This is a genomic window from Pseudomonas sp. 86_A (assembly GCF_017491705.1).
Classification (GTDB): Bacteria; Pseudomonadota; Gammaproteobacteria; order Pseudomonadales; family Pseudomonadaceae; genus Aquipseudomonas; species Aquipseudomonas koreensis.
On record NZ_JAFGYS010000012.1, the window covers coordinates 102339 to 115944 of the forward strand.

11 protein-coding genes are annotated in these 13606 nt (G+C 60.5%); 9 read left to right on the forward strand and 2 right to left on the reverse strand.

Annotation, left to right across the window (positions count from 1 at the left end):
• The first annotated feature begins 154 nt into the window (after positions 1-154).
• Positions 155-1075: a TauD/TfdA family dioxygenase gene (locus J5M57_RS19135; protein ID WP_207849364.1), complete on the forward strand. Its 921-nt coding sequence runs from the start codon at positions 155-157 to the stop codon at positions 1073-1075.
• Positions 1076-1182: 107 nt separating this feature from the next.
• On the opposite strand, the gene J5M57_RS19140 is transcribed toward J5M57_RS19135, so the two are convergent.
• Together J5M57_RS19140 and J5M57_RS19145 are read right to left on the reverse strand one after the other, a co-directional pair.
• A complete protein-coding gene (locus tag J5M57_RS19140) occupies positions 1183-2799 on the reverse strand; it encodes an alkaline phosphatase family protein (RefSeq protein ID WP_207849365.1) in 1617 nt (538 codons plus the stop codon).
• A gap of 213 nt (positions 2800-3012) precedes the next feature.
• Positions 3013-3957 carry a LysR family transcriptional regulator gene (locus J5M57_RS19145; protein ID WP_064585445.1) on the reverse strand — a complete coding sequence of 315 codons (945 nt, stop codon included), beginning with the start codon at positions 3955-3957 and terminating at the stop codon, positions 3013-3015.
• A gap of 165 nt (positions 3958-4122) precedes the next feature.
• Here J5M57_RS19145 and J5M57_RS19150 point away from each other — a divergent pair, with 165 nt between their 5' ends.
• The 8 genes from J5M57_RS19150 (at position 4123) to J5M57_RS19185 (ending at position 13130) form a co-directional block, all read left to right on the forward strand.
• Positions 4123-6483, forward strand: a complete 2361-nt coding sequence (locus J5M57_RS19150) for a TonB-dependent receptor (protein WP_207849366.1) — start codon at positions 4123-4125, stop codon at positions 6481-6483.
• Positions 6484-6506: 23 nt separating this feature from the next.
• Positions 6507-7850 carry an aryl-sulfate sulfotransferase gene (locus J5M57_RS19155; RefSeq protein WP_207849367.1) on the forward strand — a complete coding sequence of 448 codons (1344 nt, stop codon included), beginning with the start codon at positions 6507-6509 and terminating at the stop codon, positions 7848-7850.
• Positions 7851-8323: 473 nt separating this feature from the next.
• The gene (locus tag J5M57_RS19160) at positions 8324-9139 is read left to right on the forward strand and encodes an energy transducer TonB (RefSeq protein ID WP_064585448.1); all 816 of its coding nucleotides are present in this window, start codon (positions 8324-8326) and stop codon (positions 9137-9139) included.
• Between the two features lie 45 nt (positions 9140-9184).
• Complete coding sequence (locus J5M57_RS19165) at positions 9185-9910, forward strand: MotA/TolQ/ExbB proton channel family protein (RefSeq protein WP_064585449.1); 726 nt, start codon at positions 9185-9187, stop codon at positions 9908-9910.
• 1 nt (position 9911) lies between these two features.
• Positions 9912-10313: a biopolymer transporter ExbD gene (locus tag J5M57_RS19170; protein ID WP_003220570.1), complete on the forward strand. Its 402-nt coding sequence runs from the start codon at positions 9912-9914 to the stop codon at positions 10311-10313.
• 278 nt (positions 10314-10591) lie between these two features.
• Positions 10592-11173, forward strand: coding sequence for an alpha/beta hydrolase (locus J5M57_RS19175; protein WP_064585450.1), 582 nt, complete (start codon positions 10592-10594; stop codon positions 11171-11173).
• A 59-nt stretch (positions 11174-11232) separates the two neighbouring features.
• Entirely contained in the window at positions 11233-12165 is a 933-nt protein-coding gene (locus J5M57_RS19180) for a sigma 54-interacting transcriptional regulator (RefSeq protein WP_064585451.1), read from the forward strand.
• Between the two features lie 167 nt (positions 12166-12332).
• Positions 12333-13130, forward strand: a complete 798-nt coding sequence (locus tag J5M57_RS19185; RefSeq protein WP_064585452.1) for a MetQ/NlpA family ABC transporter substrate-binding protein — start codon at positions 12333-12335, stop codon at positions 13128-13130.
• The last annotated feature ends 476 nt before the right edge of the window (positions 13131-13606 follow it).

Sequence of the window (13606 nt, forward strand, 5' to 3'; positions counted from 1 at the left end):
TCGAAGGCATTTGCGACGAGGGTTGTTTGAGGTTTTAAATGCAAGCTCTTATTCCGTCAACGAAGCATGTCGATATCTATTAGATGTAAATGGAATATAGATAGAGCGATGTTTCGCTGCCGCCCAACCGCAAGCAGTCGATGAGGGTCTACCCATGAGCAATGCCGCACTCGCTGTAAAACCCGCTGTCCACGCGCTGGAAATCCATCCGGTGGCCGGTCGTATCGGCGCCGAGATTCGTGGCGTGCACCTGTCCGGTGAACTGGATGCCGCCACGGTCGAAGCCATCCAGCAGGCGCTGATCCAGTACAAGGTCGTGTTCTTCCGCGAGCAGACCCAGCTCGACGATCAGCGTCAGGAAGCCTTTGCCCACCTGCTCGGCGAACCGGTGGCGCATCCGACCGTGCCGGTGCGTGAGGGCACGCGTTATCTGCTGGAACTGGACGGTGCCGAGGGGCAGCGCGCCAACTCCTGGCACACCGACGTGACCTTCGTCGACGCCTACCCGAAAGCCTCGATCCTGCGCTCGGTGGTGGCCCCGGCCTTCGGTGGCGACACCCTGTGGGCCAACACTGCGACGGCGTACAACGAACTGCCGCCGGAGCTGCGTGAGCTGGCGGACAAACTGGTCGCCGTGCACAGCAACGAATATGACTACGCCGGGGCCAAGCCGGACGTCTCGGCGGAGAAGCTCGAGCGCTATCGCAAGATCTTCACTTCGACCGTTTACGAGACCGAGCACCCGGTGGTGCGCGTACACCCGATCAGTGGCGAGAAGAGCTTGTTGCTGGGGCATTTCGTCAAGCGCATCAAAGGTTATTCGCAGGCTGATTCGGCGCACCTGTTCGGCTTGTTGCAGAGCCATGTGATTCGTCAGGAAAACACCGTGCGCTGGCGCTGGAAGGCGGGTGACGTGGCGATCTGGGATAACCGTTCGACGCAGCATTATGCGATTGATGATTACGGCACCCAGGACCGTATCGTGCGCCGGGTGACGCTCAAGGGTGAAGTGCCGGTTGGGGTCTCGGGGCAGCGTAGTCAGACGATCAAGGGTGCTGAGATCGTCGGCGTCTGACCCGGCCTCTTCGCTGGCAAGCCAGCTCCCACAGGGAATTGTGTTAAACACAATGGATGTGAACGACACGAGACCTGTGGGAGCTGGCTTGCCAGCGATGCTTTTAATCACCAGACGCCGATCTGCACCAGCTTCTCGGTCTCAGGCTCGCCATACCGAAAACGCTGCCCGCGCAAATCGATCTCCTGATGGCTGATGGTCGTCCGCCGCTTCAACCCGCGCACCCACTCGAACAGATACCCCGCATGCTCCTCGCGCACCGCCGCGTACGCCGGATCCTCACCCAGATCGCGCAGCTCCTGCGGATCATTCAACAGGTCAAACAACTGCGGCCGGAAGCCGTCGTACGCCAGGTATTTCCAGCGCTCGCTGCGCACCATGGTCATGCGGCAACGGTCGATCGGCTGGCCGAGGCGCTCGCGTGCAGGGGCCTGGAAGGCGTAGTCGTATTCGCTGATTGCGTAGCCGCGCCAGTCGGGGTTTTCACCGTGCAACAGCGGGATCAGCGAGCGTCCTTCCAGCCGATGCTCGGCCCCCGGCAAACCCAATGCCTGCAGAAACGTCGGCAACGCGTCGATGGTTTCCGCCAGGCGCTGATCCACCGTGCCTCGCGTGATGTCTGCCGCCGCGCGCGGGTCGCGCACGATCAGCGGCACGCCCACCGCTTGCTCCAGCAAGAATTCCTTCTCGCCCAGCCAATGGTCGCCCAAAAAGTCGCCGTGATCGCTGGTGAACACGATCAGCGTGTCATCCCAACGTCCGTTGCTCTGCAGAAAATCGAACAGCCGCCCGAGTTGATCATCCACCTGCTTGATCAGGCCCATGTAGGTAGGGATTACATTCAATCGTACTGAGTCGCGAGAGAAGTTGAGGCTTTCCTCGTGCTGGCGAAACGCTGTGTATACGGGGTGTTTGCTGGCTTCGGAGGGCGTCGCGCGGACCGGTTCTAGAATCGATTTCGTACTGTACAAGCTGTGGTATGGCGCCGGTACGATGTAGGGCCAGTGCGGTTTGATGTACGACAGGTGCAAACACCAGGATTTGTCACCTTGCTCACCGATGAAGTCGATGGCTCGATCTGTAGTGTAGACAGTCTCTGAGAATTGCTCGGGAATTCGCGCTGGCAAATGCGCATGACGCATCTGCCAGCCGCTGAGGATTTCGCCGTTCTCGCCTTCGGCGGCATTGGCCCAGTCGTGCCAAGGGTTGCGGCCGCCGAAGCCTTGCTCGCGCAGGTAATGGGTGTAGGGCGCGGATTCGCGCTTGTCGTCGAACAGCGGGTCGTCGGGGAAGATCCCGTCGTGGCGAAAGTACGGTTCGAAACCGACCTCGTTGAGCACCTCGGCCTGCGCGCTGTCCGGGTTGATCGCCAGGCGCTGCAAGGCATCGACGTTGGCCGTGGCGTGGGTCTTGCCGACCAGCGCAGTGCGAATGCCGTGGGGGCGCAGGTAATCACCGATCGTCAGTTCTTCCAGCGGCAACGGCACGGCGTTCCACGCGACCTGATGGCTGCTGACGTAGCGCCCGGTGTAGGCCGACATTCGCGACGGCCCGCAGATCGTGCCCTGGGTGTAAGCGCGGCTGAAGCGCACGCCGGCGGCGGCCAGACGATCAATGTTCGGCGTGTGCAGATGCGGGTGGCCGTAGCAGGACAGGTAATCGCGGCGCAGTTGATCGCACATGATGTACAGCACGTTGCGCACGGGGTTTTGCGGGTTGGACATGGGGTTCACCGGTCAGAGAGACAGACGAGGGTTGTCGCTTCCGGTGGGGGTGTTCGGCAAGTGCATTTGGGGAATGGGTTTTATGCAGTGGATGCATCGGTGCCTGCGCCGACCTCTTCGCGAGCAGGCTCGCTCCCACAGGGTTCCTGGCGATCAAATTCTGCATTCACCACAATCCATTGTGGGAGCGAGCCTGCTCGCGAAAGCGTCATCTCAGACAGCAAAATTCTCCAGTGAACAGACTTCATCATCCACCGCATCAACCGCCTTGATCTGCTCAATCATCGCCTCAGCCAGCGGCGACAACCGATACCCCGCCCGACTGACAATCCCGTAGCGGGTGTACAGCTCCTCCAGATCATCCGCCAGACCCTCGATCCGCAAACACACCAGCTCACCCTTGGCCTGATGCAGTGCATCGGAATACGCCCCGACAATCCCGATCGCCTCCGAACGCAGCACCACGCTGAGCAGGCTGGAGCTGTTTTCGCATTCCACATTGGGCGTGAAATCCGGGCGGCCGCTGAGGTCGACGATGACCTTGCGCAGGTTCGGCGGACGAATGCTCACCGCCAGTGGATAGCTCATCAATTGCTCGGCCGTGACCCGTTCAAGAGCGGCCAGCGGATGCCCGGCACGGCAGCAGAAATGCCACTTGCGCGGGCGTAACCGATAGGTGAGGTAATCCGGATCGGCCTCGAAGTGCCGGGTGTCGGCGACGAAGAATTCGAACTCCTCGCTGAGCAGGCGTTTGCTCAGGCTCTGCCAGTCATCGACCTGAAACTGCACCCGCGCTTTCGGGTAGCGCCCGATGAATGCGCCGATCGCGCGCGGGATCAATCCGGCTGCCGGCGCCGGGCCACAACCGAAGCGCAACTCGCCCGCTTCCAGGCCATTGAACTGGCTGATCTCGTTGGCCATCTGCTGCGCGCCGCTGACCAGTCGCCGCGCATGTTCAAGCAGCACCTGACCCTGTTTGGTCGGCGGCAGATCCTTGCGCCCGCGATCGACCAATTGGCAGCCAACGCTGTGCTCCAGCGCCTGAATGCTGCGGCTGAACGCCGATTGCGACAGGTTCACCGCCTGCGCGCCGGCGACGAAGCTGCGTTGTTCGGCAAGGGCGATGAAGTGACGTAACTGGCGCAAGTCGATATGCATTTTTCACATAAAAAATATCCGGGAAATGCATTGGATATGCATTAGGTCGACTCCTTATAAAGGCAATCTCTTATGCAGTAAATATTTGTAAATCCATAAATAAATAACTTAAAAGAATATGCAGCGCTGAAGATGTCTGTGTGTTTTTTGACCAGGAGCCGCGCCATGAGTCCGTTGAACCTTGCGTCACCCTTAACGCCACGACGGCTCAAACGCCTGCCTCTGGCCCTGTTGCTGGCGGGGAGTGCCAGCTGGACCCACAGCTACGCCGCCGAGGCTGAAACCCCGCCGCCGACCCCGGCCGGCAAGGCGGCGGCCAACAATTCGCAACTGGAAACCGTGACCGTCACCACCCGCCGTCGCGAAGAAAGCTCGCAAGACGTGCCGACACCGATGAGCGTGGTCAGCGGCCAGACCCTGGAGACGCAGCGGGTCTACCGCATTCAGGACCTGCAGCAACTGGTGCCCAGCGTCAACGTCGCCTACATGCATGCGCGCCAGTCCAGCGTGTCGATTCGCGGCCTGGGCAATAACCCGGCCAGCGACGGTCTGGAAGGCAGCGTCGGTCTGTACATCGACAACGTGTACCTGGGCCGTCCGGGGATGGCAGTGTTCGACCTGATGGACATCGAACAGCTCGAAGTCCTGCGCGGGCCGCAGGGCACGCTGTTCGGCAAGAACACCACCGCCGGGGTGATCAATATCAGCACCCGCGCGCCGACGTTCACACCCGAGCGCAGCATCGAAACCTCGGTCGGCGAGGACGGTTACTTCCAGACCAAGGGCACCATTTCCGGGCCGCTCAACGATGAGCTGGCCGGACGCTTTTCGGCCTATCGCACCCGCAGCGACGGCGACATCAAAAACGAATACAACGGGCACGATCTGAATGGCGGCTCCCGCGATGGCTTCCGCGCGCAGTTGCTGTTCAAGCCCAACGAAGATTTCAATCTGCGCTGGATCGGCGACTACAACGAAGAGGATTCCAGCGCCGGTACCCGCGTGCTGTACAGCGCCGGGCCGACCATCAACGGCGTCAACCTGTACCAATCGCGGGCCAATGCCGCCGGCGCAACGCTGGTCAACGGTTCGCACCGCAAGGTCAATCTGGACAACGACCAGCACGTCACCGTGCATCAGGGCGGCACGTCGGTGGAAGCCAACTGGAGGTTGCCGAGCGATTTCACCCTGACCTCGATCAGCTCCTACCGCTTCTGGAATTTCACCCCGGCCAACGACGACGGCCTCAACGTGGCGGCGACCTACAACGCCGGCGTTTCGGTCGAGGACAAACAGTACTCGCAGGAATTTCGCCTCGCCTCGCCCAAGGGCGAATTCTTCGATTACGTGGTGGGTGCGTATTACTTCGGCTCGGACCTGGACAACAAATCCTTCGCCTATTACGGCCCGCAGGCCGACATCTGGAATGGCACCCCGCGTGGCGCCCTGGCGAATGTTGGCAGTGTCGGCAACGGCCACATCAAGACCGACAGCTTCGCGCTGTTCGCCCAAGGCACCTGGCACCTCAGCGAACGGCTGGACTTCACCGCCGGGGTGCGCGGCACCTATGAAGAGAAAAACGCCTGGGTCACCCGCGATGCGCCCGTTGGTGGTGCAACGGTGACCGGCGCCGCCGCCACCGCGCGGCGCGGACGGGCCGGTGCCTACGATTCCGGTGATCTCAATCAGTACAGCTCCAGCCCTTCCGGGCTGCTCAACTTAAGCTATCGCATCACCGATGACCTGCTCGGTTACGCCACGCTGTCCCACGGCGAAAAATCCGGTGGGGTGAACCTCGCGGTGGGGTCTGCACCCACCGCCGGCGCCGACTCGCTGCTGATCGGCACCGAACGCGCCAACAACGCCGAGCTCGGCTTCAAGAGCACCCTGTGGGACCGCCGTCTGCAACTCAATGCCAACCTGTTCTGGACCCAGGTCAACGCCTACCAGACCAACGCCTACGACGACGTCAACCGCGTGCAATACCTGACCAACGCCGGCTCTGTGCGCTCACGCGGCGTCGAGTTTGAAAGCACGGTGATCCCGCTGCGCGGCCTGACCCTGAACTTCAACGGCTCGTACAACGACGTCAGCTACCTCTCGTACAAAGATGCGCCGTGCCCGCCGGAAGTCAGCCAGGCACCGGGCGCACCGGCCTCTTGCGACCTCAGCGGCCACCAGGTGGTCGGCGCATCGAAATGGATCGGCAACGCCAACGGCGAATACAAATGGAATCTGGCCAACGGCTTTGAACCCTACGTCACCGCCAGCTATGCGTTCCGCTCGAAAGCGGTGGGAACGGTCGAGGATTCCGACTACGGGCAGATCCCGAGCTACGCCGTGGTCAACTTCTCCACCGGTCTGCGCGGCGACTTCAACCAAGGGCAGTGGGACGTCTCGCTGTGGCTGAAAAACGCCTTCGACAAAACCTATTACACGACGCTGTGGACCGGCGGCAACGGCGGCTATGAAGGCCTGCTCGGTACGCCGCGCACCCTCGGCGTTACCGGTCGCTACGACTTCTGATCTGTTATTCAAGGAGCTGCATCATGTTGCCAGGCAAAACCGCTTTAGCGCTGTTGTTATCCGGTGCAGTGTCAAGCACCGGGGCGCTCGCCGCGCCCAGCGTGTACCCGACCGGCGTCACCCGTTACGACCCGAACAAGGCGTTCAATCAGTACGTGATCTTCAGTGGTGCCGACAAGCAAACGCACCTGATCGACATGAATGGCAACGAAGTGAAGACCTGGCCGCAAGCGGGTTTTCCCTCGGCGATCATCGATCCGCAACTGGTCGGCGGTGAGCGCGGGCATGTGCTGCTGCAACTGAGTGACAAGGATCCGGGCAAGCTCGGTTCGGCCGGCAACGGTCTGGGCAACCAGAGCGTCGGCGAACTGGACTGGAACGGCAAAGTCCTCTGGCAGTGGGGCGACAAGGCGCCCGGAGGCGCGGCGCAGCAGCATCATGATCAACGTCGCCTGAGCAACGGCAACACTGTGGTGCTGGCAAACAAGGTGCACCCGGTCAAAGGCTTCAAAGTGCCCGAGGTGATCGACGATGCCATCTATGAAGTCGGCCCTGACGGCACGGTGAAGTGGCAGTGGCTGGCCTCGGAACACCTGAACGAATTTGGCTTCACCCCAGAGCAATTGAAGCTGGTGCGCGCCAGCGACAATCCGGATTACCTGCACATCAACAACCTCAGTGTGGTCGGCCCGAACAAGTGGTTCGATGCCGGTGACAAGCGCTTCAATCCGGACAACCTGCTGCTCGATTCACGCAATGCCAACTTCATCGCGATCATCGATAAACACAGCGGCAAAGTGGTCTGGCGCCTCGGCCCGAACCTGCCACTGATCGACCCGAAAACCGCGCAAAAACTGCCGCGACCGGTAGACCAGTTTGTCGGCCAGCATGACGCGCACATCATCCCGGCCGGACTGCCGGGTGCCGGTAACCTGTTGGTGTTCGACAACCAGGGTTCGGCGGGGTATCCGAACGTCACCCTCGGGCTGATTTCCGGCTCGCGGGTGCTGGAAATCGATCCGCTGAAAAGTGAAATTGTCTGGCAGTACAGCGCGGCCAATTCGAAGCAGCCGGGTTGGGCGTTCTACAGCTCGTTCATCAGCAGCGCGCGACGTTTACCCAACGGCAATACGCTGATCGACGAAGGCATGAACGGGCGGTTTTTCCAGGTCACGGCCAGCGGTGAAAACGTCTGGGAATACGTCAGCCCGTATCTGGGCAAGGCGCCGGGCAGCGACGCAATCAGCAACTGGGTCTATCGGGCGTTGCCTGTGAGTTATGACTGGGTACCGGCCGGCACGCCACGTTCCGAGACCGCCGTGATTGCCCCGGCCACTGGCGTGCAACAGACCAGCGCCAGTCGTTAGCAGACATGGAATCAATGCTCGAGATTTGAATGAGGGCTTATTGCAATCTCGTCGTTAATTGCAAGGCAATATCTGCGCGTCAAACCGCAAAAAATATCAGTCGAGCAGGTAAACAAGCCGGTGCATGAAAGTGCATCGGCTTTTTTATTGTTGACGGTAACGCAGGCAAATATCGGCTTCGTGGCAGTGGCCCGGTAATCCCGATCAGGCCAAATCAATGCGTTGCGTGAATACTTTTAATGCCTGAAAAGCATGTGTTTTTCAGCCCCTCGCTACAGCCCTTGTGAAGCGCGGCTTTGGCGGAATTGATCAATTCTTATATTCCATAAAAGCCTATGCATAACGTTAAAGATTACTTTCAGAGATAAGCGTCAAACCCAATGATTAGCCCATCGATCTGCCGTGGGGGATTCAACAAACGGCGGATCGGCAGTTTTTGTAGAGAACGCAAAAAGACCGCAGGGAGTGAATCAATGGGCAATGTCCAGACCGCCGCCAGCGCACAGGAATTGCTGTGGCGTCAGACGCCGAGTGGCGAATTGGTCGATCTTGGCCGGCCACATCGTGTGCCGTTGGGGCAGCTGCGTTTGCAGCGCGCGCCCAAGGGCATTCTGAGCCGACGCGAAGCGATCCTGCTCGGCGTGCTGGCGCTGGTGGTGCACGGTGCGGTGATCTACTGGATCAATCAGCATCCGACACCGGCGCTGCCGATCGTGCCGCCGGAAATTCCGCCGATGACCATCGAGTTTTCGCGCCCGGCGCCGCCAGCACCGCCCGTGGTCGAACCGCCGCCACCGGCACCGGTGGTCGAGCCTCCGCCACCGGTTGAAGACGAGTTGGCCGTGAAGCCGCCACCGCCCAAACCGATTCCCAAGCCCAAGCCGAAACCGGTTGCCAAACCGGTTCCGAAGCCAGCACCGAAGGCCGTTGAGCAACCACCTGCGCCGCCGCAACCGGCAGCCCCGGTCGCTGCGCCAGCGCCACCTGCACCACCGGCTCCGGCGCCCGTGACACCGGCCTCGGCCAACGCCGCGTATTTGAAGAACCCGGCGCCGGAATACCCGTCGCTGGCCCAGCGTCGCGGTTGGGAAGGCACGGTGATGTTAAGGGTGCACGTGTTGGCCAACGGCAAACCGGGGGAGATCCAGATTCAGAAAAGCAGTGGCCGGCAGCAGCTCGACGATGCGGCACTCAGTGCCGTCAAGCAGTGGAGCTTCGTTCCGGCCAAGCAGGGTGATGTCGCCCAGGACGGCTGGGTCAGCGTGCCCATCGATTTCAAGATTCATTAAACCGAAACCTATTTCGCGCTAAACGTTTACACGAGGGAACACATCATGACGTTACTGGCATCTCCACTGGAATCCATCGAAAGCGCGGTGATCTGGCTGCTGGTGGTTTTTTCCGTCGCCACCTGGGGGCTGGCCCTGCTCAAGGCTGTGCAGTTCGGTCGTCTGAAGGCGCAGGATCGCAAGTTTCATAAACGCTTCTGGGCGGCGTCGAGTCTGGATTCCGCCGCCGAGTTGAGCGAGACCCAGCCCGGCGCGGCCGCCCGGGTGGCGCAGGCCGGTTACGCGGCGATTCAGGTGGGCGAGGCGCCGCAGGCCAATGACTTGAGCCAGGCGATCAACCATCAGGATCGACTGGAGCGTGCCTTGCGTCAGCAGATCGTCCGTGAACGCCGTTCGCTGGAAACCGGTCTGGCAGTGGTCGCGAGTATCGGCAGTACCTCGCCGTTCATTGGCCTGTTCGGCACGGTGTGGGGAATCATGGAAGCGTTGAAAGGCATCAGCGCAGCCGGTTCGGCGAGCCTGGAAACCGTGGCCGGTCCGATCGGCGCTGCACTGGTCGCCACCGGTGTGGGGATCGCGGTCGCGGTGCCGGCGGTGCTGGTTTACAACTACTTTTTGCGGCGTCTGAAGCTGACGGCGGCAGATCTGGATGACTTCGCCCATGACTTCTACAGCCTGGCGCAGAAGAGCTCGTTCCGCGTGCTGATCCACCCGACTGCGAACAAGGTCGCGGCCCAGGGCAACGCAACGAAAGTGAAGGAGGCGTCCTGATATGGCCTTCTCCACGCAAGACAGCGACGAGGTGCTGAGCGAGATCAACGTGACGCCGCTGGTGGACGTGATGCTGGTGCTGCTGGTGGTGTTCATCGTCACCGCGCCGCTGCTGACCAACGCGATCCCGATCAACCTGCCGAAGACCGAAGCGGTGGCACCGGTCGAGCAGAAAGACCCGCTGGTGGTGAGCATCGACGGCGCTGGCAAACTGTTTATCAACAAGGATGAGATTCAACCTGACTTGCTGGAATTCAACCTCAAGTCGGCCAAAGCCAAGGACCCGGAAGTGCGCGTGCAACTGCAGGCCGACGATGGAGTGAATTACGGCGAAGTGGCGCGGGCCATGGCCTCGATCGAGCGGGCGGGGATTACCAAGTTGTCGGTGATCACCGCGCGGTAACAGGATTTTCGTTTTTCCGGGGCCGTCTCCTTGGCAGGGTGCGGCCCTTTTTTTATCCCCGATTTTTTCCTCCGCTCCCACTGTAGGAGCTGCCGAAGGCTGCGATCTCTTGATTCTGTTTTAAAGATCCAGATCAAAAGATCGCAGCCTTCGGCAGCGCCTGCACAAAACACAAATATGCTTTTTTGGTCTTAATAAATAGCTTCTTATTCCTTAACGAATATAAATCCCGTCTCTATAATCGATCAGGAACAGACACGACGCAGGAGAGCTCCCCCATGCGCAACGAATCAATCCGCTATCTGATTGTGCCGGGCTGGCAAGGATCGCCAGAAGATCATTGGCAAACCCACTGGCAAAACAGCTTGCCCAACAGCGCCCGGGTGGAGCAGGCCGACTGGCTGACGCCGCGTCGTGAAGACTGGGTCGCAGCGCTGGCCGAAGCGATTGCCGCCGACAGCACGCCAGTGATCCTGATCGCTCACAGCCTCGGCTGCGTCACCGTCGCCCATTGGGCCGCCACCGCGCCGCTGCAATACCTGCGTCAGGTACAGGGTGCGTTACTGGTCGCGCCAGCGGATGTCGAGCGTCCTGCCTGCGCGCCGGCGCTGCGCAATTTCGCACCGATCCCGACCGATCTCTTACCGTTTCCGAGCCAGGTCGTGGCCTCCGACAACGATGCCGCCGTCAGCGCGCCGCGCGCGCTTGAGCTGGCACGTAACTGGGGCGCCGAGGCGGGGATTCTCGCTGGAGCCGGGCACATCAACGTCAAGTCCGGGCATCAGCGCTGGGAGCAGGGTTTCGCCTACCTCTATCGCCTGCAAAACCGCCTGGAACACCACGCCCGGCGTCGCGCTTGAGTGGTCTTTTTTCTTTTTGATCGCCCCCGTCTCCCGGCGGTTCTGGGCGGGAGTCTGCCATGAGTTTTGAAACGTTCGGTCAGCCGTTGCTGACCTTTCCCGATGCGGAAAAAAGCCCGCTGAGCATCCGCGCCAAGGCGCTGGTCTTCGTCGATCCGCGTTCGCGCCAATTGCGCGAAGAGCTGGAGCACTTGGCGCCGCGTGCCATCTCAGTGTTGATCCGTGGCGAGACCGGTACCGGTAAAGAGTTGCTCGCCCGCCACATTCATCGTGCCAGTGATCGCAGCGGTCTGTTCGTCTCGGTCAATTGCGGCGCGATCAGTCCGACCTACGCCGATGCCGAGCTGTTCGGCTATGCCGCCGGCAGTTACGCAGGCTCGGCCAGCAGTCGCGCCGGCTGGTTCGGTTCGGCCAACGGCGGCACCTTGTACCTGGATGAGATTGGCGACTTGCCGCTGCCGATCCAGGTCAAACTGCTCGCCGCTCTGGAAAACCACGAAGTCACCCGTGTCGGGGCCCATCAGCCGAGCCCGGTGGACGTGCGTTTGGTCGCGGCGACCAGCATCGACCTGGCGCAAGCGGTGGACGCGGGGAAATTCCACGAACGGCTCTATCACTACCTCAGCGAAGGGCAGCTGGAATTGCCGGCGCTACGCGAGCGGATCGGCGACATCCTGTCACTGGCCGAGTATTTCCTTGGCATTTACAGCCAGCGCCTCGACCTGCCGGTGCCGTTGATCAGCGAAGCGGCGCAACACCTGTTGGAGCGGCACAGCTGGCCGGGCAACACCCGCGAGCTGGAAAACGTCATTCACTTTGCGCTGTTGGTCAGCACCGGCGATGAAATCCTCCCGGAACACCTGAACCTGCCCGAAGTGTCTGGCCCGCACCTGCAGATCGAACGGCTGGTGGCGCAGATCAACATCGGCGGCAGCGTTGACGAGCGTAAGGCCTTGAAAGATTTGCTGATTGGTTTGAGTCAGCGGCTGTGACCGTTTTGTTCTGCATGAACAAAATGGAATATCAAAGTGAATAAACGTTATTGTCCGGGAATAAAAAATCCCGGTATTGTCCGCTTCACGCCAGAGATAGCACTTCACTGGCACACGTATTAATAGCCGTCGCCATTCGCGACCGTGATTCTCGATAAGGACACTGCATGAAAAAGGTTCTGTTGTTTACCGCATTGGCGGCTGCTCTGACTGCTTCGCTGGCCCAGGCCGGCGAGAAACTGGTCGTGGCAGCGACCCCGGTGCCGCACGCTGAAATTCTTGAGCTGATCAAACCGACCCTGGCCAAAGAAGGCGTGGATCTGGAAATCAAAGTCTTCACCGACTACGTGCAGCCAAACGTGCAAGTGGGCGAGAAGCGCCTGGACGCCAACTACTTCCAGACCAAGCCTTACCTGGACAGCTTCAACGCTGGCAAATATAAGGACGACAAGTCCAAGTACCTGGTGACTGTGCAAGGCGTGCACGTTGAACCGTTCGGTGGCTACTCGAGCAAGTACAAGACCCTGGCTGAACTGCCGGACGGCGCCACCATCGCCATCCCGAACGAAGGCAGCAACAGCGGCCGTGCTCTGATCCTGCTGCAGAAGGCGGGTCTGATCGAGCTGAAAGATCCGAAAAACGCCCTGGCGACCCCGAAAGACATCGCCAAGAACCCGCACAACTTCAAGTTCAAGGAGCTGGAATCGGCCCTGCTGCCGCGCGTGCTGAAGGAAGTGGATCTGGACATGATCAACACCAACTACGCGCTGGAAGCCAAGCTGAACCCGACCAAGGATGCGCTGGTGATCGAAGGTGCCGATTCGCCTTACGTGAACTTCCTGGTTGCCCGTGAGGACAACAAGAACAGCGACGCCATCAAGAAACTGGCCGCTGCCCTGACCAGCCCGGAAGTCAAAGCGTTCATCGAGAAGAAGTACAACGGCGCGGTACTGCCGGCGTTCTGATCCGACGCTGTAACGCACCCCCCTTCAAGGTGTGAAAACGCCGATGGCTAGCGATAGTCATCGGCGTTTTTGTGTGTGCGTTGGAAAAGCCCCTCACCCTAACCCTCTCCCAGAGGGAGAGGGGACTGATCGGGGGATGCTGTAGAAGTACGCCGACGTGAAAGATTTCTGCTGAATCCATAATCGACTCGATCTTTCAGGTCGATGTAAAACGCCAGACACCTCGGTCGGCCCCCTCTCCCTCCGGGAGAGGGCTGGGGTGAGGGTGCTGTTGATCTTGACCTCAGGCCACCTGAGCCTTCAGCGCCCGGCGCAACGCCACCAACAATTTCACAATGTCCTGCGGATCCAGTCGCTGAGGCACTTTTACGTCCATGTGGTCTTTCCTTGTAATGGTTCGGCCGGGGGAGTCTGGCCAAAAGCTGTTCGTCCTTGGAGGGCCTTCATGCAAAAAAGACCCTTCCTACAGCGCAAGG

Bases quoted from the DNA above. Each gene is read 5' to 3' on its own strand.
- J5M57_RS19135 (WP_207849364.1), top strand. From the start codon at position 155: ATGAGCAATGCCGCACTCGCTGTAAAACCCGCTGTCCACGCGCTGGAA.
- J5M57_RS19140 (WP_207849365.1), bottom strand. From the start codon at position 2,799: ATGTCCAACCCGCAAAACCCCGTGCGCAACGTGCTGTACATCATGTGC.
- J5M57_RS19145 (WP_064585445.1), bottom strand. From the start codon at position 3,957: ATGCATATCGACTTGCGCCAGTTACGTCACTTCATCGCCCTTGCCGAA.
- J5M57_RS19150 (WP_207849366.1), top strand. From the start codon at position 4,123: ATGAGTCCGTTGAACCTTGCGTCACCCTTAACGCCACGACGGCTCAAA.
- J5M57_RS19155 (WP_207849367.1), top strand. From the start codon at position 6,507: ATGTTGCCAGGCAAAACCGCTTTAGCGCTGTTGTTATCCGGTGCAGTG.
- J5M57_RS19160 (WP_064585448.1), top strand. From the start codon at position 8,324: ATGGGCAATGTCCAGACCGCCGCCAGCGCACAGGAATTGCTGTGGCGT.
- J5M57_RS19165 (WP_064585449.1), top strand. From the start codon at position 9,185: ATGACGTTACTGGCATCTCCACTGGAATCCATCGAAAGCGCGGTGATC.
- J5M57_RS19170 (WP_003220570.1), top strand. From the start codon at position 9,912: ATGGCCTTCTCCACGCAAGACAGCGACGAGGTGCTGAGCGAGATCAAC.
- J5M57_RS19175 (WP_064585450.1), top strand. From the start codon at position 10,592: ATGCGCAACGAATCAATCCGCTATCTGATTGTGCCGGGCTGGCAAGGA.
- J5M57_RS19180 (WP_064585451.1), top strand. From the start codon at position 11,233: ATGAGTTTTGAAACGTTCGGTCAGCCGTTGCTGACCTTTCCCGATGCG.
- J5M57_RS19185 (WP_064585452.1), top strand. From the start codon at position 12,333: ATGAAAAAGGTTCTGTTGTTTACCGCATTGGCGGCTGCTCTGACTGCT.